The organism is Pseudoduganella lutea, assembly GCF_004209755.1.
GTDB classification, from domain to species: domain Bacteria; phylum Pseudomonadota; class Gammaproteobacteria; order Burkholderiales; family Burkholderiaceae_D; genus Rugamonas; species Rugamonas lutea.
Genome location: NZ_CP035913.1, coordinates 6,474,447 through 6,494,741, shown reverse-complemented (window position 1 = coordinate 6,494,741; position 20,295 = coordinate 6,474,447). Strand labels below are relative to the sequence as shown.

The following is a 20,295-nucleotide window of genomic DNA, read 5'->3' as shown; positions in this document are numbered from 1 at the left end:
ATCCGACCTGGTCTTCAATTACCCAGACAGGAACTGCCATCGCTGCCCTAACCCTACCCCTGGATAACTCGTTCGCCACGCTGCCGCCCGAGTTCTATACGAGGCTGATGCCGACCCCGCTGCCGGCGCCGTACCCGGTCGCCATCAGCGCCAACGCCGCGCGGCTGATCGGCATCGATCCCGCGGCCATCGATGCCGATGCGCTCGACGTGCTGGTCGGCAACCGCGTCCCCGAGCGTGCGAAGCCATTGTCCGCTGTGTATTCCGGCCACCAGTTCGGCGTGTGGGCCGGCCAGCTCGGCGACGGCCGCGCGATCCTGCTCGGCGACGTGCCGACCGCCAACGGCCCGATCGAATTGCAGCTGAAAGGCGCGGGCCTGACGCCCTATTCGCGCATGGGCGACGGGCGCGCGGTACTGCGCTCGTCGATCCGCGAATTGCTGTGTTCCGAGGCGATGCATGCGCTGGGCATTCCTACCACGCGCGCCCTGTCCATCGTCGGCTCCGACCAGGGCATCGTTCGCGAAACCATCGAAACGGCCGCCGTGGTCGTGCGCATGGCGCCCACCTTCGTGCGCTTCGGCTCCTTCGAGCACTGGTTCTACCGCAACGACGAAGCCCGGCTGCGCATCCTTGCCGACTATGTGATCGACCGCTTCTATCCCGAACTGCGCGAGGACGAGAATCCCTATGCCGCCTTGCTCGAGGAAGTCACGCGCCGCACGGCGCGGCTGATCGCGCAGTGGCAGGCGGTCGGCTTCATGCACGGCGTGATGAATACCGATAACATGTCGATCCTCGGCCAGACACTCGACTATGGCCCGTTCGGTTTCATGGAAGCATTCGATGCGCAGCACATCTGCAACCACACCGACCAGGGTGGCCGCTATTCGTATGCGATGCAGCCGCAGATCGGCCACTGGAACTGCTACGCGCTGGCGCAGGCGCTGGTGCCGCTGATCGGTTCGGTCGAACGGACCCAGGCGGCACTCGACGTCTACCAGGGCGTGTTCGGCGCAGCGGTCGACGACCTGTTGCACGCCAAGCTCGGCCTGAACGAGAAGCGCGAAGCCGACCGTGCGCTGCTCGACGACATGTTCAGCATGCTGCAAGCGAACCATGCCGACTTCACGCTGTTCTTCCGCCGGCTGGGAGGCCTGCAAGCCGCGTCGCCGGCCGGTGACGAGCCGCTGCGCGACCTGTTCATCGACCGTCCCGCGTTCGATGCCTGGGCAGGCAGGTACCGCGAACGACTGCGCGCCGAAAACAGTGCCGACGCGGCACGCCAGGTGGCGATGAATGCCGTCAATCCAAAATACGTGCTGCGCAATTATCTGGCCAAGGTGGCGATCGACAAGGCGCAACACAAGGATTTCTCCGAAATCGAACGCCTGCTGGCCGTGCTGGACCGCCCATTCGACGAGCAGCCCGAGAATGAAAACTATGCCGCCTTGCCACCCGACTGGGCGGCAGGACTCGAAGTCAGCTGTTCATCCTGAAATATAGTCACCCCGTGAAATCATGAGCGATCAAACCAAGAAGGTAGTGAAATCGGACGCCGAATGGCGCGCACAACTCGATTCGATGCAGTATCAGGTCACCCGGCACGCCGCCACCGAGCGCGCATTTACCGGTAAATACTGGGACCACCATGAAGCCGGCGTATATACCTGCGTGTGCTGCAATACACCGCTGTTCCGGTCGGATGCGAAATTTGAATCCGGTTGCGGTTGGCCCAGTTATTTCGAAGCCCTGGATCCGGAGAATGTGATCGAGAAAGTCGACCGTTCCCATGGTATGCTGCGCACCGAAATCATTTGCGCCGTCTGCGATGCGCACCTTGGTCACGTATTTCCGGACGGCCCGCCGCCGACTGGCCTGCGTTACTGCATCAATTCCGCGGCGCTCCGTTTTACTCCGGAAGCCTAATCACCATGATGAAATTTTTATTCGACATCTTTCCGTTGCTGGTTTTCTTCGGCAGTTATAAATGGGCCGGCGGCAACGAGGAGATGGCGCAGGCGTTGATCAACGATAACCTGTCCGGCATTATCTCCGGCGGTGCGATCACCGCTTCGCAGGCACCGATCATCCTTGCCACCATTACCGGCATCATCGCCACCGCGCTGCAGATCGGCTACTTGCTGCTGCGCGGCCGCAAGGTCGATGGCGCGCTGTGGGTATCGATGGTGGTGTTCCTGTTCTTTGGGGGCCTGACGATTTATTTCCACGACGACGATTTCATCAAGTGGAAACCCACCATCATTTACTGGAGCTTTGCGATCGCGATGATCGTGGCATCCCGTTTCTTCGCCAAGAACCTGATCCGCATGGCGATGGAAAAACAGATCACGCTGCCCGAGGAAGTATGGCAGCGCCTGAATGCCGCCTGGATCATGTTCTGGATCGTGCTCGGCCTGTTGAACCTGTTCGTGGCATTCGTGCTGTTCAAGGCCGATACGGGCGCATGGGTCAGCTTCAAGGCATTCGGTGTCACCGGTCTGATGCTGGTCTTCTTCGTCGCCCAAGGCTTTTACCTGTCCAAACACATCAAGGATGAAGCATGAACGATCCGCGCCTCGATAAGATCCGCGAGCGACTGCTGGCCAATCTCGGCCCCGCCGAGATTGACCTCGAAGATGAATCCGCCCTGCACGCCGGCCATGCCGGCGCGGCTTCCGGCGGAGGCCATTATCGCTTAAGGATCACCTCAGCAAAATTCGCCGGCCTGAACCTCGTCACGCGTCATCGGCTGGTGTATGATGCCGTGCACGATATGATGCATAAAGAGATTCATGCATTGGCCATTACTGCAGTGGCACCGTCGGAAATTTGAAATGTGCGGTTTGGTAGGAATGAATAGCATTTTGCGTTAAGTCCCTTCTCCTCCCGCGATTGACAAGAACTTTTCCCCGTAGGAAATAATAATGACTTTCAAGCCAGCGTTCCGCATTCTGGTTGCATCGATCGCCGTTGCCTCGGCTCCCGCAATCGCTCAGAACATCGCCGTGGTCAACGGCAAGGGCATTCCCACCGCGCGCGCCGATGCGATCGTCAAGCAGGTGGTGGCCCAGGGCCAGCAAAAGGATTCGCCCGAGCTGCGCGATCTGATCAAGAAAGACCTGATCAGCCGCGAAGTGCTGATGCAGGAAGCTGAAAAGCAGGGTTACGCGAAAAGCGCCGACGTGAAGCAGCAGATGGAAAATGCCCGGCAGGCTCTCGTCGTGCAGGCAATGGTGGGCGACTACGTCAAGAAGAATCCGGTCAAGGAAGCCGACGTCAAGGCCGAGTACGACCGCTTCGTCAAGGAAACCGGTGACAAGGAATACCACGTGCGCCATATCCTCGTGGAGACCGAGGCTGCCGCCAATGACATCATCGCCAAGCTGAAGGGTGGCGCCAAGTTCGAAGACCTGGCGAAACAGTCGAAGGATACGGGCAGCGCCAATAATGGCGGCGACCTGGACTGGGCAACGCCGTCCGCGTTCCCGGAAGTGTTCTCGAAAGCCTTCGTCGGCCTGCAAAAAGGCCAGGTCACGGACAAGCCGGTGCAAACGCCGAATGGCTTCCACGTGATCAAGGTGGACGACGTTCGCCAGGCCAAGCTGCCGTCGCTCGACGAAGTCAAGCCGCAGATCGAAGAAGCGCTCACCCAGCGCAAGCTGCAGGCTTACCAGGAAGAGCTGGTCAAGAAGGCCAAGATCCAGTAAATTGCACCCGGCGCCTTTAAGCAGTGCCGGCACCCGGTTGAAACGGCCCTCCATTGCGGGGGCAAACTCCAGTTTTTTTATAGGACGTGACATGATTTTGAAGCCAGCCCGCCTGTTGACCGCAATGATCGCCATTGGCATCGCCGCCGCACCCGCGTTCGCCCAGAACGTGGCCACCGTGAATGGCAAGGCGATCCCGGCCTCCCGCCTGGACGCCGTGGTCAAGCAGGTCACCGCGCAGAACAAGCAGCCGGACAGCCCGCAGCTGCGCGATGCGATCAAGAAAGACCTGATCGCCCGCGAAGTGATGGTCCAGGAAGCGGACAAGCAAGGCTACAGCAACAAGCCTGATGTCAAGCAGGCCCTGGAGAACACGCGCCAGAGCATCGTCATCAATGCCATGCTGGCCGACTACGTGAAGAAGAACCCGGTCAAGGATGCCGAGATCAAGGCCGAGTACGACAAGGCGAAGGCCGCCAATGGCGACAAGGAATACCATGCCCGCCACATCCTGGTCGCGACCGAAAAGGAAGCCACCGACATCATCGCCAAGCTGAAAGGCGGCGCCAAGTTCGAAGACCTGGCCAAGCAGTCGAAGGATACCGGTTCCGCGGCCAACGGCGGCGACCTGGACTGGGCAAGCCCGGCCAACTTCGTCAAGCCGTTCTCCGACGCCATGGTGGCGCTGAAGGATGGCCAGATCACCGAGAAGCCCGTGCAGTCGCAGTATGGCTACCACGTGATCAAGCTGGAAGGTTCGCGTGCCGCGAAGTTCCCGGCGCTGGAAGAAGTGAAGCCCCAGATCGAACAGGGCATCACGCAGCGCAAGATCGCCGCCTACCGCGACGAACTGGTCAAGAAAGCCAAGGTTCAGTAAGCCCGCCGGCTCCATCGAAAAAGCGCTCTGTACAGAGCGCTTTTTTTACGTGCGGCGCGCATGAAGCGCTAGTACGTTCCGACTTGTACGCTCAGGCCGACGCGACCAGCGCTGCGCCGCGCGCAGCCTGCTCGCGCTCGCGCACACCGGCGCCACGCCCCAGCAGCCGGGCAAAACCTTCCGCATCGATGTTCGAGCCGCACACCACCAGCGCCACCCGCTTGCCAGCCAACCGTTCGCGCAGCGGCCCCAGCAGCGCCGCCGTCGCCACGGCCGCGGCAGGTTCGGCAACCAGCTTGGCATCCCGGAACAGGTCGAGCATCGCCACACAGATTTCATCGTCCGTGACCCGCACGACCTCGTCGACGAAGCGCCGGCACACGGCCAGGCTGTAAGGCAAAGTCTGCGGCGCGCCGAGGCTGTCGGCAACGGTATCGACACGGTCCAGGCGCTCCGTGTTCCCCGACTGGAAACTGCGGAACATCGCGTCCGCACCGAACGGCTCCACGCCATACACGGCACAGGCGGGATCGATCTGCTTCACGGCCGCGGCGATACCGGCGCACAGGCCGCCGCCGCCGATCGGCACCACTACGGCATCGAGCCCCGGTACCTGTGCCATGAGTTCCAGCCCGATGGTCGCCGTGCCCAGCGCCGTGAGCGGGCCCTCGTAGGGATGCAGCATGCTGCGCCCTTCGTAACGCGCGATAGCCTCGCCCCGCGCGAATGCCTGGTGCACGTCAGGCATCAGCACGACGTTTGCGCCCAGTTCGCGGCAGGCCGTCATACGGGCGGGGCTTGCATGGCGCGGCATCACCACCGTGGCGCTGCATCCCGCCAGGCGGGCCGTGTAGGCTACGGCCACGGCATGGTTGCCGGCACTCACGGCCACGACGCCGCGCGTGCGCTCGGCCGCCGTCAGCGCTTCGATGCAGTTCAGCGCACCGCGCAATTTGAATGTGCCGGTCTTCTGGAACAGCTCCAGCTTGAGCCAGACTTCGCCGGCGCCGGCGAACGCTTCTTCGATGACGCCCGTCTGCCAGCGCCACACGGGCGTGTGCAGGACTTTGCCGGCGAGTCGGTCGGCGGTGGCGCGGATGTGCGGCAAGGTGGGGAACGACAGGGTTGGCTGGGGTGACAGGGGTGAAAGCGGATGCATCGGTTATCTCCATGGATCGATCAGCGAATGCGACCTGGGTCGCGCGGGATTGCGGGGCGCCGAGCACCGGCAGCGCCGCAGCTCAGCGACCCGTGCTAATTCGAATAATGGAGAGGAAGGAAAAACGCGGGAACACCATGCACGCGCGTGCCCTCACCGCAGCGCTGGCGCTGCTGCGGCTCATGTGGCTGCGCGTGTTGTGCAGCCCGGCGGTGGACGGTGGTGATGTCATTCCAACAATCATGCCGGCAATCAAGCACGTTGGCAAGGCCTTTTTTTTGGGTGCCGCGGAAGAGGCAAGCCAGCATGGAGCCAGTCTGCGGCAGCGCTAGGGCAATGCCTGGTCGGCGCCAGTGCCCATGAGGGCCAGCAGCGTCTGTTCCATGTGCGCCACCTCCCCTTCGACCCAGCTCCTGAAACGCACCACTTTCGGCAGCGCCGCCTTGGTGGGCGCAAGCACCCAGTAATAGCCGTGCGGATAAGCCACGCTGGCCCCGCGCATCAGCCGCAGGATGCCGCGATCGATATCGTCGCAGACGAGCGAATAAGGTACCAGCGCGATGCCATGGCCAACGATCGCGGCCTGCGCCGCCACGGCCAGGTTCGTGAACCCGCGCGAGAAATCAAGGCGCCCTGCCGTCACGCCGTGCGTGCGCAGCAGCGCGATCCAGTAGTCGGTGGTTTCGTCGTACAGCAGCGGAAAGCGGCCCAGGTCGGCAAGCGTCAGCTCGGCTGTGCCCGCAGCCAGCAGGCCCGGGCTGTACACGGGCACCAGCCGGTCGTAATAGAGCGCCCCGGGGTGCCCATCGACCAGGCCGTGCCGGATCGCCAGGTCCATGTCCTCATGCTCCACGTCGACCAGCCGCTCCGTCGAATCGAGTCGTATGTCGAGCTCGGGGTGCAGCTGGGTGAAGCGGCCCAGGCGTGGCGCAAGGAACTTGATGGCAAACGTGTGCGTGGTGGAGATGCGCACCACGTTTTCCTCGCTCCCCCCTCGCAGCGCATCGACTTTCGCGCGCAGTTCCCGCAGCATCTTGGCCACCGTCACCGCCAGTTCCTGGCCTTTCGGCGTGAGCGCGATATGACGGGGATGGCGCACGAACAAGGCGAAGCCGATCGCCTCTTCCAGCTGCTTGACCTGCAGGCTGATCGCCGCCGGCGTCTTGTGCAGTTCATGCGCCGCCAGCGTGAAGCTGCCCCACCGCGCCGCACAGTCGAAGTCGATCAGCCCCGACAAGCTGCGCAGTGTCTTGTTCGCTATGCCCTGCTGCATAAGGATTCCTTGGCCTTCCCCACAGAATTACTCGTTTGTCCATGCCGGACGGCAGGCCGACAATATACCTCACCGATACCGACGACAAGAGGGGGGAATATGGACCAACCGATCTGCCCGCCACACGCCGCACCAACGTGCGGTGCGCGGCCTTCAAGGTTCCGGCTTCATGGTGCCTGGTCCAGGGCGTTGCTGCGGATATTCGCGGAACTCGCGTGCCGTCTGCGCTGATTTGCATGACAGGCGAACGTGCAATGAAAAAGCCGGGCATGGCCCGGCTTTTTCAACGATGACGCGCGGCTCAGCCGCCGATCACGCCGCAGGCGATACGCGCCCCGCCACCGCCCAGTGGTGCCGGCTGGTCGGCATAGTTGTCGCCGCCGGCATGGATCATCAGCGCGCGGCCCTTCACGTCGGCCAGCTTCTTCAGCTGCGGTGCCTGGACGGGCGTTTTCGCCGATCCATCGGCCGCCACTTCGAGGCGTGGCAGGTCGCCGGCATGGCCTTCCTTCTCGGTCTTGCCCGGGCCATGATGCGATTTCGTGTCGTGCGGGTCCAGGTGGCCGCCCGCAGCGCCCGCCGGCACTTTCTTGCCATCCGTCTCGGCCGGCGAGCAGTCGCCCTTGGCATGCACGTGGAAACCGCGCGGGCCCGGCGGCAGGCCGGCCAGCGATGGCGTGAACGTCAGGCCGCCGGCGGTTTCCGCAATCGTCACGCTGCCGAGCGCCTTGCCGGTACCGGACGCGTCGACGGCGTGGATCGGCACCGTCACCTCGGCCGCTTGCGCGTTCGCGCCAACGACGAGCGCTGCCATGACCAGGGTCTGTCGGATCGAAATCTGCATCTGTCTGCTCCTAATGTGAAAACCGCACCGTTGCGGTCGCATGAATCTTGCAATCCTAACACTGTTGCAATGCGACAGACCACACTGCACGCGTAAAAAAGCCGGGCAAGCCCGGCTTTTCATGCAGCGCCGAAGCTCAGCCGACAATCAGCCGACGAACTTGCGCGCGTTGCGGAACATGCGCATCCACGGCGAATCCTCGGCCCAGCCGTCCGGCGCCCACGAGTGCTGCACGGTGCGGAACACGCGCTCGGCGTGCGGCATCAGCACGGTGAAGCGGCCATCCGGTGTCGTCACCGACGTGATACCGCGCGGCGAACCATTCGGATTGAACGGGTAGGCTTCCGTAGCGTTGCCACGGTTGTCCACATAGCGCATCGCGGCGATTGCTTCGTCGAGACTGCCGGTCTGGCTGAAGTCCGCATAGCCCTCGCCGTGCGCGATGGCGATCGGCGTCTGCGTGCCGGTCATGCCCTGGAAGAAGATCGACGGCGAATCGAGCACCTCGACGAGCGCGAAGCGGGCTTCGAATTTCTCCGACTTGTTCGTCGTGAACTTCGGCCAGGCGTGCGCGCCCGGGATGATCGATTTCAGGTTGCTCATCATCTGGCAGCCGTTGCAGATGCCCAGGCCGAACGTATCGGTGCGGCCGAAGAAGCGGGCAAACTGGTCGGACAGCGCCGGGTTGAACAGGATCGACTTGGCCCAGCCCTCGCCGGCACCAAGCACGTCGCCGTACGAGAAACCGCCCACGGCGATCACGCCCTGGAAATCGTCAAGCCTGACGCGGCCCGCGATCAGGTCGCTCATGTGGACGTCGATCGCGGCGAAGCCCGCCTGGTGCATCACCCACGCCGTCTCGATGTGCGAGTTGACACCCTGCTCGCGCAGGATGGCGACACGTGGGCGGGCGCCGGTGGCGAGGAATGGCGCGGCCACGTTCTCGTTCAGGTCGAACGTGATCTTCGGCGTCATGCCCGGGTCCTGCTCGTCGAGCAGGCGGTCGTATTCCTGGTCCGCCGTGGCCGGGTTCTCGCGCATGCGCGAAATACGCCAGCTCGTTTCGCTCCACAGGCGATGCAGCTCGGCGCGCGGCTTTGAGTAAATCAGCTTGGCGTCGCGCGTGAATTCGATCACGCCGCGGTCGTTCGGCTTGCCGATGATATGGCTGCAGGCGCCCAGGCCGAACGAGCGCAGCACGTCCATCACGGCCGATTTTTCCTCGGCCCGCACCTGGATCACGGCGCCCAGTTCCTCGCTGAACAGCGCGCGCAGGGTCAGTTCGTTGCGGCGCTCGCCCACCTGGCTGGCCCAGTTCTTCGCATCGCCCCAGTCGGCCGCGTGCTCGCCTTCCAGCGTCAGCATGTCGAGATTGATCGACAGGCCGGCGCGGCCGGCGAACGCCATCTCGGCCAGCGTGGCATACAGGCCGCCATCGGAACGGTCGTGGTAAGCCAGCAGCTTGCCGTCGCGGTTCAGCTGCTGCACGGCGGCGAAGAAGCCCTTCAGGTCTTCGGCGCTGTCCACGTCCGGCGTCTCATTGCCCAACTGGCCCAGCACCTGCGACAGGATCGACGCACCCATGCGGTTCTTGCCACGGCCCAGGTCGATGACGATGATCGCCGTCTCGCCCAGGTCGGTGCGGATCTGCGGCGTCAGCGACTTGCGCACGTCGTACACCGGCGCGAAACCGGAGACAATCAGCGACACCGGCGACACGACAGCCTTCTGTTCGCCATCGTCGGACCCGCCTTCTGCCCATGTTGTACGCATCGACAGCGAATCCTTGCCCACCGGGATCGAGATGCCCAGCGCCGGGCACAGGTCCATGCCCACGGCTTTCACGGTATCGAACAGCGCGGCATCCTGCCCCGGCTGGCCGCACGCGGCCATCCAGTTGGCCGACAGCTTGATCGACGCGATATCCGCGATCGGCGCCGCGGCCAGATTGGTGACCGTCTCGCCCACGGCCATGCGGCCCGACGCCGGCGCGTCGACGACGGCCAGCGGCGTGCGCTCGCCCATCGCCATCGCCTCGCCGACATAGCCTTCGTAGGCCAGCGTGGTCACGGCACAGTCGCCCACCGGCACCTGCCACGGGCCGACCATCTGGTCGCGCACGGACATGCCGCCCACGGTGCGGTCGCCGATCGTGATCAGGAAGCTCTTGTCGCCCACGGTCGGTTGCAGCAGCACGCGCCGCGCGGCCTCTTCCAGCTCCACACCGGTAAGGTCGATGGCCGGGAATTCGCGCTCCACATGCTGTACGTCGCGGTGCATCTTCGGCGGCTTGCCGAGCAGCACGTCCATCGGCATGTCCACCGGATTGCTGCCGTTCTCGGGATCGATCAGCTTCAGCTGGCGTTCCTCGGTGGCCGTGCCGACCACGGCGAACGGGCAGCGCTCGCGTTCGCACAGCGCGCGGAACGTGTCCAGGTCGCCTGGCGCGATCGCAAGCACGTAGCGCTCCTGCGATTCATTCGACCAGATTTCCTTCGGCGCCATGCCGGATTCTTCCAGCGGCACCTTGCGCAGGTCGAAAATCGCGCCGCGCTTGGCGTCATTCGTGATTTCCGGGAACGCGTTCGACAAACCGCCCGCGCCCACGTCGTGGATCGAGATGATCGGGTTGTTTTCACCCAGCTGCCAGCAGCCGTTGATCACTTCCTGGGCACGGCGTTCCATTTCCGGATTGCCGCGCTGTACTGAATCGAAGTCCAGGTCGGCCGTATTGGTGCCCGTCGCCATCGACGACGCGGCCGAGCCGCCCATGCCGATGCGCATGCCCGGGCCGCCCAGCTGGATCAGCAGGCTGCCGACCGGGATATCGTTCTTGTGCGTGTGCTGCGCCGAGATGTTGCCGATGCCGCCGGCGATCATGATCGGCTTGTGGTAGCCGTAGACAGCGTGGCCCACGTTCTGCTCATAGGTGCGGAAGTAGCCGCCCAGCACCGGGCGGCCGAATTCGTTCGAGAACGCGGCGCCGCCCAGCGGGCCGTCGATCATGATCTGCAGCGGCGAAGCGATGCGTTCCGGCTTGCCGTACGCCGCCTCGGTAGCGCCATCTTTCGCCGTGACATTGGACGCATTCTCCCACGGGCGCACCGCGTCGGGCAGCATCAGGTTCGATACGGTGAAGCCCGCAAGGCCGGCCTTCGGCTTGGCGCCACGGCCGGTCGCGCCTTCGTCGCGGATTTCGCCACCGGCACCGGTGGAAGCGCCCGGGAAGGGCGAGATCGCCGTCGGGTGGTTGTGCGTCTCCACCTTCATCAAGGTGTGGACCAGTTCCGTCGACGCGCCGTATTCATGGCCTTCGCCGCGCGGGAAGAAACGCGTCACGGTCGCGCCTTCCATGATCGACGAATTGTCGGAGTACGCGACGATGGTGCCCTTCGGCTGCTTCTCGTGCGTGTTCTTGATCATCTTGAACAGCGAGCGGTCCTGCGCCGTGCCGTCGATGGTCCAGTCGGCATTGAAGATCTTGTGGCGGCAGTGCTCGGAGTTCGCCTGCGCGAACATCATCAGTTCCACGTCCGTCGGGTTGCGCGCCGCCGCCGTGAACGCGTCGTTCAGGTAATCGATCTCATCAATCGACATCGCCAGACCCAGTTCCGTGTTGGCGCGCACCAGTGCTTCGCGGCCATTGCCCAGCACGTCCACGGTTTCCAGCGCCTTGCCTTCCAGGCTGGCGAACAGGCCGGCCGCCTGGCTGGGGTCGCGCAGCACCGATTCCGTCATGCGGTCATGCAGCAGTGCCACCACGGCCTGCAGCTGTTCCGCGTTCAGGCCCTTGGCGGCGCCCAGGCTCGTGCCCAGGATGCCGCCCTTGAGCACCACGCGATACGCCACGCCCCGCTCCACGCGGTGGATGTACGTCATACCGCAGTTGTGCACGATATCCGTGGCCTTCGACGCCCAGGGCGAGATCGTGCCGAAGCGCGGGATCACCACGAACGACTCGACCGCGCCGTCGTCGATGTCCGCGTGGGCCGGTTCGCCATAGGTCAGCAGGCCATCCAGGCGCGCACGGTCCTCGTCGGACAGGGCCGATGGCGTGTCGACGAAGTGGACATAGCGGGCCTGGACCGCCGTCACGGCGGGCACCACGGCTTGCAGTTGGGAGAGAAGACGCTGGCTACGGAATGCGGACAGGGCGTTGGAGCCCGGGAGTATCAACATGGTTGGGAGCGAGTCGATGCAGCAGGGCTGCGGATTAAGAAGAAAATGGGCACGGCAATAGAAACCACGGGCTCTCGAAGTGCGCCAGCGCTGAATGGGCTGGTTGATTTGCCGGCATTATACCTGTTTCAACGGGCAGTTTATAGGGCTAAACCCGAGTGAAACCCCGGCACCGGTGGCATGTGCCGTATCCACCAGGAAAGAAAGCAGCCGTTTTATTCGTAGCGCAGGGCCTCGATCGGATCGAGCCGCGCCGCCTGCCGGGCCGGCATCACGCCGAACACGATGCCGACGCCGCCGGAAAACAGCAGCGACAGTGCCACGGCCCACCAGGGCACGACGGCCGGCGGGAAGTCCGGGATCAGGGCGGCGATGGCGGCTCCCAGCACGTAGCCCAGCGCCAGCCCGATCAGGCCGCCCAGCGTGGCCAGGATGACCGCCTCCACGAGGAATTGCGCCAGGATGTCGCGGCTGCGCGCGCCGAGCGCCTTGCAGATGCCGATCTCGCGCGTGCGTTCCTTCACCGACACCAGCATGATGTTCATGATGCCGATGCCGCCCACCAGCAGCGCGATACCGACCACGCCGCCCATGACCAGCGTCACCATCATGCTGATCTTCTCGAAACTCTGCGCCAGCTGTTCCGCGGACTGGATCTCGAAATCGTCGGGCTGGCCCGGCTGCAGGCGGTGCGCCGTGCGCATCACGGCGGACAACTGCCGGATCGTGCCATCCAGGTCGGCCAGCTGGTCGACCGCCACCGTGATCGACAGATTCAGCCGGCGGTTGTTGCCCATGATGCTGCGCCCGGTCTTGAACGGGATGATCAGGTAGTTATCCTGCGACATGCCGAAGACGGCACCCTGCTTTTCCAGCACGCCCACGATCTTGAACCATTCGCCGCCATAGAAGATGAACTTGCCGAGCGGGTCCGCCGGCAGGTGCAGCTCGGCGACCAGGTCTTCGCCGATCACGGCCACGCGCCGCGCCCGTGCGTCGTCCGGCTCGGTGATGAAACGCCCCAGCCGCGTATAGCGCTGGTTCACGTCCTGGTAGCTGGCCGACGTGGCTGTCACCCGCGCCGTCGTCGTGGCGCCCAGGTAGCGCACTTCGGCAAAGCCGGGCGTGAAGACCGGGCTCACGTGCCGGATGCTCTCGCCACGCAGGCGGATCTGCTCCACGTCTTCCAGCCGCAGGTAGTTGACCTTGCCGCGCATCTGGTCCTTCATGTCGTTATACGCCCGGATCGTCACGCTGGTGCCGCCCAGCCCGGCGAACTGGTCCGACACGCTCTTCGACAGCCCCTGGATCAGCGAGATCACCGTGATCACCGACGCCACGCCGATGATGATGCCCAACGCCGTGAGGAAACTGCGCAGCCGGTGGGCGAGGATCGACGCCAGCGCCGAGCGCACGCTTTCGCGCAGCAGGATCGTCATGCCGCGCCCGTATCGGACACGATCCGGCCATCCTGCAGCCGCACCACGCGCGAGCACTGCGCGGCAATGTCCGGTTCGTGCGTCACCATCACCACCGTCTGGCCGGCCGCGTGCACATCGCGGATCAGCGCCAGGATGTCGCGCGTGGTGGCCGAATCGAGGTTGCCGGTCGGCTCGTCGGCCAGCAGCAGCGCCGGTGCGCCCACCAGCGCACGGGCGATCGCCACCCTCTGCCGCTGGCCGCCGGACAGTTCGTTGGGTCGGTGGTGCATGCGCGCCTCCAGTCCCACCCGCTGCAGCGCCTGCATGGCCATGTCACGGCGTTCTACCGGGGCGATGCCGCGGTAGACCAGCGGCTGGGCCACGTTGTCCAGTGCCGACATGCGCGGCAGCAGGTGGAAACTCTGGAAGACGAAACCGATCTCGCGGTTGCGCACGCGCGCCAGTTCATCGTCGCTCATGTGCGCCACCGCACTGCCGTTCAGCAGGAACGTACCGCTGCTGGGGCGGTCCAGGCAGCCGATGATGCCCATCATCGTCGACTTGCCCGAACCCGATGCGCCGATGAACGCCACCAGTTCGTTGCGCTCGATTACCAGATCGATGTCGCGCAGCGCATGCACGGTCTGGTCGCCCATGCGGTAATGCTTGCCCAGGCCCTGCAGGCGGATCAACGCCCTCCTCCCGCGGGCCCGGCGACCGGCGCCGCAATGACGGGGTCGCCGTCGCGCAGTTCGCGCAGCAATCGCGCCGGCCCCACGGCGACCGTGTCGCCCACCGCGAGGCCCTTCAGCACCTCCTGGTTCGTATCGTCGGAGACGCCAACCTGCACCGGCTTGCGCACGGCCCGGCCATCGACCACGGCAAACGCGTAGTACCCGCCGATGGCGCCGCGGCTGCCCTGCGGCTCGTTCATCAGCGCCTGGAGCGGGATTGCCGGGCGCTTCACCGTGGTGCCGGCGGCGATCTCCACGCGCGACGTCATGCCCGAGCGCAGCGCCGGCCGGGTTTCGTCGAGCCGCAGCTTGACCACGTAGCTGCGGCCCTGCGCGGCGGCACCCGGCGGTGCCACCCGCGGCGCCATGGCGATCTGCTCGACCCGGCCGGCGATCGGCTGCTCCGGGTAGGCGGCCGGGAATACCTTCGCGGGCTGGCCGGCAGCCACCTGGGCGATATCGGCTTCATCGACATTCACTTCGGCGATGATCGCGCCCATGTCGGCGATCGTCATCAGCGACGAGCCGGCAATCCCCGTGGTGCTGGCCACGGCGGTTTCACCTACCTTGATCGGCAGCGCGGTCACCGTGCCGTCGATCGGCGCGCGCACTTCCGTTTTCGCCAGCCGCTCCCGCGCCTGGGACAGCAACGCTTCCGCCTGGCCGAGCGCCTCGCGGCTGGCGCGCAATTCCACCTGTGCCAGATCGGCCTGGTGCACTGCGTCGTCATGCCTGGAGATATCGATGAACTTCGCCTGGTACAGGCGCTGGGCGCGGTCCAGCGCGCGCTGCTGGTTGGCGACGTTGATCTGCGCCCGCTCGATCGCGATCGAGGCGCTGCGCCGGTTCGCTTCCTGCTGGGCCACCTCGGCGAGGTAGACGGTGGGATCCAGCCGCAGCAGGACCTGGCCCTTCTGCACGCCGTCGCCTTCCTTCACCAGCACGGCGGCCACCTTGCCGATGACCTCGGCGGACAGTTGCACTTCCTGCCGGAACACCAGTTGCCCCGTGGCCAGGACGGTGGCGCGGATTTCGCGTTGCGCGACGCGCGCCAGTTCCGCTTCGCGGGCGGGCTTGGCGTTCAGGTAGCCATAGCCGAGCGGCGCCGCGACACACGCGACGGCCAGCATTGCAATGATCAGCTTGCGGCGCCCTGGAGCTTGCACTGGAGATTTCCATATTCGGGCCGGCCATTCCGGCGTCCCCCATTCTAGCTGCGCGAGGTTGCGGATTTCTCTCGGAAAGTCACTGCCCCGCCAACGATCACTGACATGATCGGGCCGCGCCAACGCCGGTTCTCCCTTGACAAGCCGATACAGTGATCTTAAAGTGATATCACTTTCATATAATTCCAGGGAGATCCAGATGGGTACACAGGTCAGGCAGGAAGCGCCGTTCACGTCGGTCAACGGCTATGCGGCGGGCGCCCTGGGCATTCTGCTCGTCATCGGGGGCGGGCTGGCGCTGCGCGGCTTTCTCGTGTTGCCGGGGTTGCTGATGATCGTCGCCGGCATCTTCCTCGGCGCCGGCCTGTTCATGCTGCAGCCGAACGAGACAGCGATCCTCACGCTGTTCGGCAAATATGTCGGTACCGACCGCAACGAGGGCCTGCGCTGGGCATTTCCCTTCTACCGCAAGCGCAAGCTGACGGTGCGCGCGCGCAACCTGAACGTGGCCACGCTGAAAGTGAACGACCGGCGCGGCAATCCGATCGAGATCGGCGCCGCCGTCGTGTGGCGCGTGCGCGATACGGCGCAGGCCGTGTTCGAGGTCGATGATTTCGAGCGCTATGTGTCGATCCAGGCCGAAGCCGCATTGCGCCACCTGGCCTCGCAATACGCCTATGACGAAGCGGACGACCTGGCGGCAGGCGAAACCACGCTGCGCGCGGGTGCCAGCGAAGTGGCCCATGCATTGCGCAGCGAGCTGCAAGCCCGCTTCGAGGCGGCCGGCGTGGAAGTGGTCGATGCCAAGCTCACGCACCTGGCCTATGCCGCGGAAATTGCCCAGGTCATGTTGCGCCGCCAGCAGGCCGAGGCCATCATCAGTGCGCGTGCCAAGATCGTGCACGGCGCGGTCACCATGGTGGATGCGGCATTGAAGGCGCTGGCCGAACGCGACATCGTGGAACTCGACCCGGAGCGCAAGGCGGCGATGGTCAGCAACCTGCTCGTGGTGCTGTGCTCGGACCAGAATGCGCAACCGATCATCAACGCAGGCACCCTGTATAACTGAATGATGGACTGAGCACCATGGGGAGTCCTGGAAAGAAAGCCTACCCGCTGCGGATCGACCCGGCCTTGTGGGCCGAGCTGCAGCGGCTGGCCGCGAACGACCTGCGCAGCGTGAACGCGGAAATCGAGTTCCTGCTGCGCGAGGCCCTGGCGCGCCGCGGCATCAAGGTGCAGCCGGCGCCACCCGGCGGCGATGAAGACTGACTCATATCGGACTGACTCATATCGGACTGACTCACGTCGGCGTGCCGTAGCCCCCGCCCCCCGGCGTTTCGATGACGAACACGTCACCGGGTTGCATCGCTACCTTGCCGATGTGCCCCAGTTCCTCGACGCCGCCAGCGGCCCGCTCCACGGTATTCCTGCCCAGCGCGCCAGGCGCGCCGCCGGCCATGCCGAATGGCGCATGGATCCGGTTGTTCGACAGGATCGCCGCCGTCATCGGTTCCAGGAACCGGATGCGCCGCACGCCGCCATTGCCGCCGCGCCAGCGGCCGGCACCGCCCGAGCCCTGCCGGATCGCGTAGCTGTCGACCCGCACCGGAAAACGGAACTCCAGGATTTCCGGATCGGTCAGGCGTGAGTTCGTCATGTTCGTCTGCACGACGTCGGTGCCGTCGAACCCGGCGCCGGCGCCGGAGCCGCCGCTGATCGTTTCATAGTACTGGTGCCGGCTGCTGCCGAACGTGAAGTTGTTCATCGTGCCCTGCGACGCCGCCATGACGCCCAGGGCGCCGTACAGCGCGTTCGTGATGCACGTCGACGTTTCCACGTTGCCGGAAACAACCGAGGCCGGCGCGCGTGGATTAAGCATCGAGCCGGGCGGGATGATCACGCGCAGCGGCTTGAGGCACCCGGCATTGAGGGGAATGTCGTCGTCCACCAGCGTGCGGAACACGTACAGCACCGCGGCCATGCAGACGGCGGACGGCGCGTTGAAATTATTGTCCAACTGGGGCGACGTGCCGGTGAAATCGATCGTGGCGCTGCGCGACGCCGTGTCGACCGTGACGGCCACGCTGATCCGTGCCCCATTATCGAGATCGACCGTGAATGCACCGTCGCGCAGCGCGCCGATCACGCGCCGCACCGCTTCCTCGGCGTTGTCCTGCACGTGGCCCATGTAGGCGCGCACCACGTCCAGCCCGAAGTGCGCCACCATCCGGCGCAATTCCTCCACGCCCTTGGTGTTCGCGGCGACCTGGGCGCGCAGGTCGGCCAGGTTCTGGTCGGGATTGCGTGCCGGGTAGCGCGCGCCGGCCAGCAGCGCGCGCGTTTCCGCCTCGCGCAGCGCGCCGCCATCGACCAGCTTGAAGTTATCGATCAGCACGCCCTCTTCCTCGATGGTGCGCGAATCGGGCGGCATGGAGCCGGGCGTGGTGCCGCCGATATCGGCATGGTGGCCGCGCGAGCCCACATAGAACAGGATGTCCATGCCCGTTGCGTCGAAGACAGGGGTGATGACCGTTACGTCCGGCAGGTGCGTGCCGCCATTGTAGGGATCGTTCAACATGTACACGTCGCCAGGGCGCATCGCGCCCGCGTTGGCGTGCATCACACGCTTGATGCTTTCGCCCATCGAACCAAGGTGCACGGGCATGTGCGGTGCGTTGGCGATCAGGTTGCCGTCGCCATCGAAGATCGCGCACGAAAAATCCAGGCGCTCCTTGATGTTCACCGAATGCGCCGTGTTCTGCAGGCGCAGGCCCATCTGTTCGGCGATCGACATGAACAGGTTGTTGAAGATTTCCAGCATGACCGGATCGGCCGTCGTGCCGATCGCGCGGCGCGCCGGCAGCGCCTCGATCCGGGTGAGCACCAGGTGATCCTGCGGTGTCACCTGCGCCTGCCAGCCGGGTTCCACGACCGTGGTGGCATTGGCTTCGGCGATGATGGCCGGGCCGCGCAGCACGTCGCCGCTGCGCAAGGCGTCGCGCCGGTACAGGCTCGTGTCGCGCCACTGGCCGGCGCTGAACATGGGCACGGTGCGGTGGGGCGGCGCTGCGTCATTACGCGGCGACTGTTCGGGCAATCGTCCAGTCGGCGCGGCCGCCGCCGCTTCGGCCGGTGCCTCGGCCTTGCCGATCGCTTCGACCGACACCGCCTCGACGATCAGGGCCCGGTCCTGCATCAGGAAGGAAAAACGTCTTTTGTAGGCGTCCAGGAATTGCGCGCGCATGCCCTCCTCCTCGTCGAACAGCACGATGAGCGCGGAGTCCGTGCCTTCATAGCGCAGGTGCGCGCGCCGCACGACAACGATGTGGCCGTCGTCGGCGCCCTGCCTGAGTAATTCGGCGCGCGCATCGGCCGCCAGCGCATCCAGCGCCGCATGCAGCGCCGGCAGCGCGGACCCGGCGAGCCGCGTTTCGATCGCCTGCTCGCGCAGCACCGCCTGGTCCGCCAGGCCCATCCCATAGGCGGACAGTACGCCGGCCAGCGCATGGATGAACACGGTCTTCATGCCCAGTGCGTCGGCCACCAGGCAGGCGTGCTGGCCGCCGGCGCCGCCAAAGCTGGTCAGCGCGTAGCCGGTCACGTCGTGGCCACGCTGCACGGAGATCTGCTTGATCGCGTTGGCCATGTTGCCGACCGCAATCTCGATGAATCCGGCCGCCAGTGCTTCCGGCGCGGGCGCAGCGCCGCTGGCCTGGCCGATCTCCGTGGCCAGTGCCGCAAAGCGTTCGCGCACCGTGTCCGCGTCGAGCGGCTGGTCGCCACCAGGACCGAACACGTGCGGGAACTCGGCGGGCAGGATCTTGCCCAGCATGACATTGCAGTCGGTGACAGCCAGCGGCCCGCCGCGCCGGTAGCTGGCCGGGCCGGGATCGGCGCCCGCGCTGTCCGGCCCCACGCGCAGCCTGCTGCCATCGAAGTGCAGGATCGAGCCACCGCCGGCCGCCACCGTGTGGATGCTCATCATCGGCGCGCGCATGCGCACGCCGGCCACCTGCGTCTCGAACACGCGTTCGAACTCGCCTGCATAATGCGAGACGTCGGTGGAGGTGCCCCCCATGTCGAAGCCGATGATCCTGTCGAAGCCGGCGAGGCGGCTGGCACGCACCATGCCGACGATGCCGCCGGCCGGCCCGGAGAGAATGCTGTCCTTGCCGTGAAACGCGCGTGCATCGGTCAAGCCGCCATTCGACTGCATGAACTGCAGCCGCACGCCGGGCAGCTCGGCGGCCACCCGGTCGACGTAGCGGCGCAGGATCGGCGACAGGTAGGCATCGACCACGGTCGTATCGCCGCGCGCGACGAGCTTCATCAGCGGGCTGGCCTCGTGCGAGACCGAAACCTGCGTGTAGCCCACTTCGCGGGCGATGCGGGCCACGGCCTTTTCGTGCGCCGTGAAACGGTAGCCGTGCATGAAGACGATCGCGAGCGAGCGGAAGCCACGCCCGTACGCGGCCAGCAATGCCGTCCGTGCCGCCGCCTCGTCGAGCGGGATCACGATATCGCCGTGGGCGCCCACGCGTTCATCGATGTCGACCACGTGGCCATACAGCAGCTCGGGCAGCACGATATGGCGGTCGAACAACCGAGGGCGGTTCTGGTAAGCGATGCGCAGCGCATCGCCGAAGCCGCGGGTGATCGCCAGCGCTGTCGGCTCGCCCTTGCGTTCGAGCAGCGCGTTGGTGGCCACCGTGGTTCCCATCTTGACCGCGCCGACGAGCCCCGGCGGCACAGGTTCCCCAGCCGGGACGCCAAGCAGGTGCCTTATGCCGGCCAGCGCCGCATCGGGGTAACGCTCCGGGTTTTCGGACAGCAGCTTGTGCGTGGCCAGCGTGCCGTCCGGCCGCCTCGCAACGATGTCCGTGAAGGTGCCGCCGCGGTCGATCCAGAATTGCCAGTCCATGCCTGCTC

Annotated in this window: 17 protein-coding genes; 9 read left to right on the top strand and 8 right to left on the bottom strand. The window is 65.3% G+C overall.

Going from position 1 to position 20,295, the window contains the following annotated elements; all coding sequences use genetic code 11:
• Positions 1-17 precede the first annotated feature (17 nt).
• The 6 genes from EWM63_RS27350 (at position 18) to EWM63_RS27325 (ending at position 4,587) form a co-directional block, all read left to right on the top strand.
• On the top strand, positions 18-1,499 hold the full coding sequence (locus tag EWM63_RS27350; protein WP_207221374.1) for a protein adenylyltransferase SelO: 1,482 nt from the start codon (positions 18-20) through the stop codon (positions 1,497-1,499).
• A 22-nt stretch (positions 1,500-1,521) separates the two neighbouring features.
• Positions 1,522-1,929: a peptide-methionine (R)-S-oxide reductase MsrB gene (gene msrB / locus EWM63_RS27345; protein WP_130189343.1), complete on the top strand. Its 408-nt coding sequence runs from the start codon at positions 1,522-1,524 to the stop codon at positions 1,927-1,929.
• Positions 1,930-1,937: 8 nt separating this feature from the next.
• On the top strand, positions 1,938-2,567 hold the full coding sequence (locus tag EWM63_RS27340; RefSeq protein WP_130190647.1) for a septation protein A: 630 nt from the start codon (positions 1,938-1,940) through the stop codon (positions 2,565-2,567).
• Positions 2,564-2,836: a BolA family protein gene (locus EWM63_RS27335; protein WP_130189342.1), complete on the top strand. Its 273-nt coding sequence runs from the start codon at positions 2,564-2,566 to the stop codon at positions 2,834-2,836. The genes EWM63_RS27340 and EWM63_RS27335 overlap by 4 nt, the downstream gene beginning before the upstream one ends.
• Before the next feature lie 91 nt (positions 2,837-2,927).
• Positions 2,928-3,710 carry a peptidylprolyl isomerase gene (locus EWM63_RS27330; RefSeq protein WP_130189341.1) on the top strand — a complete coding sequence of 261 codons (783 nt, stop codon included), beginning with the start codon at positions 2,928-2,930 and terminating at the stop codon, positions 3,708-3,710.
• 91 nt (positions 3,711-3,801) lie between these two features.
• Positions 3,802-4,587: a peptidylprolyl isomerase gene (locus EWM63_RS27325; protein ID WP_130189340.1), complete on the top strand. Its 786-nt coding sequence runs from the start codon at positions 3,802-3,804 to the stop codon at positions 4,585-4,587.
• Between the two features lie 91 nt (positions 4,588-4,678).
• Here EWM63_RS27325 and EWM63_RS27320 read toward each other — a convergent pair whose 3' ends face one another.
• Positions 4,679-5,746 carry a threonine ammonia-lyase gene (locus tag EWM63_RS27320; protein ID WP_130189339.1) on the bottom strand — a complete coding sequence of 356 codons (1,068 nt, stop codon included), beginning with the start codon at positions 5,744-5,746 and terminating at the stop codon, positions 4,679-4,681.
• A gap of 137 nt (positions 5,747-5,883) precedes the next feature.
• On the opposite strand from EWM63_RS27320, the gene EWM63_RS27315 reads away from it, so the two are divergent.
• Positions 5,884-6,078 (top strand): hypothetical protein, encoded by a 195-nt coding sequence (locus tag EWM63_RS27315; RefSeq protein WP_130189338.1) that lies wholly within the window; start codon positions 5,884-5,886, stop codon positions 6,076-6,078.
• On the opposite strand, the gene EWM63_RS27310 is transcribed toward EWM63_RS27315, so the two are convergent.
• The 6 genes from EWM63_RS27310 to EWM63_RS27285 form a co-directional block, all read right to left on the bottom strand.
• Positions 6,075-7,019, bottom strand: a complete 945-nt coding sequence (locus EWM63_RS27310; RefSeq protein WP_130189337.1) for a LysR substrate-binding domain-containing protein — start codon at positions 7,017-7,019, stop codon at positions 6,075-6,077. The genes EWM63_RS27315 and EWM63_RS27310 overlap by 4 nt on opposite strands.
• Before the next feature lie 301 nt (positions 7,020-7,320).
• On the bottom strand, positions 7,321-7,863 hold the full coding sequence (gene sodC / locus EWM63_RS27305; protein ID WP_130189336.1) for a superoxide dismutase family protein: 543 nt from the start codon (positions 7,861-7,863) through the stop codon (positions 7,321-7,323).
• A 147-nt stretch (positions 7,864-8,010) separates the two neighbouring features.
• Complete coding sequence (gene purL, locus EWM63_RS27300) at positions 8,011-12,042, bottom strand: phosphoribosylformylglycinamidine synthase (protein WP_130189335.1); 4,032 nt, start codon at positions 12,040-12,042, stop codon at positions 8,011-8,013.
• Between the two features lie 215 nt (positions 12,043-12,257).
• A complete protein-coding gene (locus EWM63_RS27295; protein WP_130189334.1) occupies positions 12,258-13,481 on the bottom strand; it encodes an ABC transporter permease in 1,224 nt (407 codons plus the stop codon).
• Positions 13,478-14,155, bottom strand: coding sequence for an ABC transporter ATP-binding protein (locus EWM63_RS27290; RefSeq protein ID WP_165390955.1), 678 nt, complete (start codon positions 14,153-14,155; stop codon positions 13,478-13,480). The genes EWM63_RS27295 and EWM63_RS27290 overlap by 4 nt, the downstream gene beginning before the upstream one ends.
• The gene (locus EWM63_RS27285) at positions 14,152-15,363 is read right to left on the bottom strand and encodes an efflux RND transporter periplasmic adaptor subunit (RefSeq protein ID WP_130189333.1); all 1,212 of its coding nucleotides are present in this window, start codon (positions 15,361-15,363) and stop codon (positions 14,152-14,154) included. The genes EWM63_RS27290 and EWM63_RS27285 overlap by 4 nt, the downstream gene beginning before the upstream one ends.
• Positions 15,364-15,562: 199 nt before the next feature.
• Between EWM63_RS27285 and EWM63_RS27280 the strand changes: the two genes are divergently transcribed.
• Positions 15,563-16,432 carry an SPFH domain-containing protein gene (locus EWM63_RS27280; RefSeq protein WP_130189332.1) on the top strand — a complete coding sequence of 290 codons (870 nt, stop codon included), beginning with the start codon at positions 15,563-15,565 and terminating at the stop codon, positions 16,430-16,432.
• 17 nt (positions 16,433-16,449) lie between these two features.
• Positions 16,450-16,635: a type II toxin-antitoxin system antitoxin gene (locus EWM63_RS27275; RefSeq protein WP_130189331.1), complete on the top strand. Its 186-nt coding sequence runs from the start codon at positions 16,450-16,452 to the stop codon at positions 16,633-16,635.
• A 31-nt stretch (positions 16,636-16,666) separates the two neighbouring features.
• On the opposite strand, the gene EWM63_RS27270 is transcribed toward EWM63_RS27275, so the two are convergent.
• The gene (locus EWM63_RS27270; RefSeq protein ID WP_130189330.1) at positions 16,667-20,287 is read right to left on the bottom strand and encodes a hydantoinase B/oxoprolinase family protein; all 3,621 of its coding nucleotides are present in this window, start codon (positions 20,285-20,287) and stop codon (positions 16,667-16,669) included.
• Positions 20,288-20,295: the final 8 nt, after the last annotated feature.

Excerpts from the sequence above, each read along its gene's own strand:
- EWM63_RS27320 (WP_130189339.1), bottom strand. The coding sequence starts at position 5,746 with ATGCATCCGCTTTCACCCCTGTCACCCCAGCCAACCCTGTCGTTCCCC.
- EWM63_RS27330 (WP_130189341.1), top strand. The coding sequence starts at position 2,928 with ATGACTTTCAAGCCAGCGTTCCGCATTCTGGTTGCATCGATCGCCGTT.
- EWM63_RS27310 (WP_130189337.1), bottom strand. The coding sequence starts at position 7,019 with ATGCAGCAGGGCATAGCGAACAAGACACTGCGCAGCTTGTCGGGGCTG.
- sodC (WP_130189336.1), bottom strand. The coding sequence starts at position 7,863 with ATGCAGATTTCGATCCGACAGACCCTGGTCATGGCAGCGCTCGTCGTT.
- purL (WP_130189335.1), bottom strand. The coding sequence starts at position 12,042 with ATGTTGATACTCCCGGGCTCCAACGCCCTGTCCGCATTCCGTAGCCAG.
- EWM63_RS27335 (WP_130189342.1), top strand. The coding sequence starts at position 2,564 with ATGAACGATCCGCGCCTCGATAAGATCCGCGAGCGACTGCTGGCCAAT.
- EWM63_RS27275 (WP_130189331.1), top strand. The coding sequence starts at position 16,450 with ATGGGGAGTCCTGGAAAGAAAGCCTACCCGCTGCGGATCGACCCGGCC.
- EWM63_RS27280 (WP_130189332.1), top strand. The coding sequence starts at position 15,563 with ATGGGTACACAGGTCAGGCAGGAAGCGCCGTTCACGTCGGTCAACGGC.
- EWM63_RS27270 (WP_130189330.1), bottom strand. The coding sequence starts at position 20,287 with ATGGACTGGCAATTCTGGATCGACCGCGGCGGCACCTTCACGGACATC.
- EWM63_RS27325 (WP_130189340.1), top strand. The coding sequence starts at position 3,802 with ATGATTTTGAAGCCAGCCCGCCTGTTGACCGCAATGATCGCCATTGGC.
- EWM63_RS27315 (WP_130189338.1), top strand. The coding sequence starts at position 5,884 with ATGCACGCGCGTGCCCTCACCGCAGCGCTGGCGCTGCTGCGGCTCATG.
- EWM63_RS27340 (WP_130190647.1), top strand. The coding sequence starts at position 1,938 with ATGAAATTTTTATTCGACATCTTTCCGTTGCTGGTTTTCTTCGGCAGT.
- msrB (WP_130189343.1), top strand. The coding sequence starts at position 1,522 with ATGAGCGATCAAACCAAGAAGGTAGTGAAATCGGACGCCGAATGGCGC.
- EWM63_RS27295 (WP_130189334.1), bottom strand. The coding sequence starts at position 13,481 with ATGACGATCCTGCTGCGCGAAAGCGTGCGCTCGGCGCTGGCGTCGATC.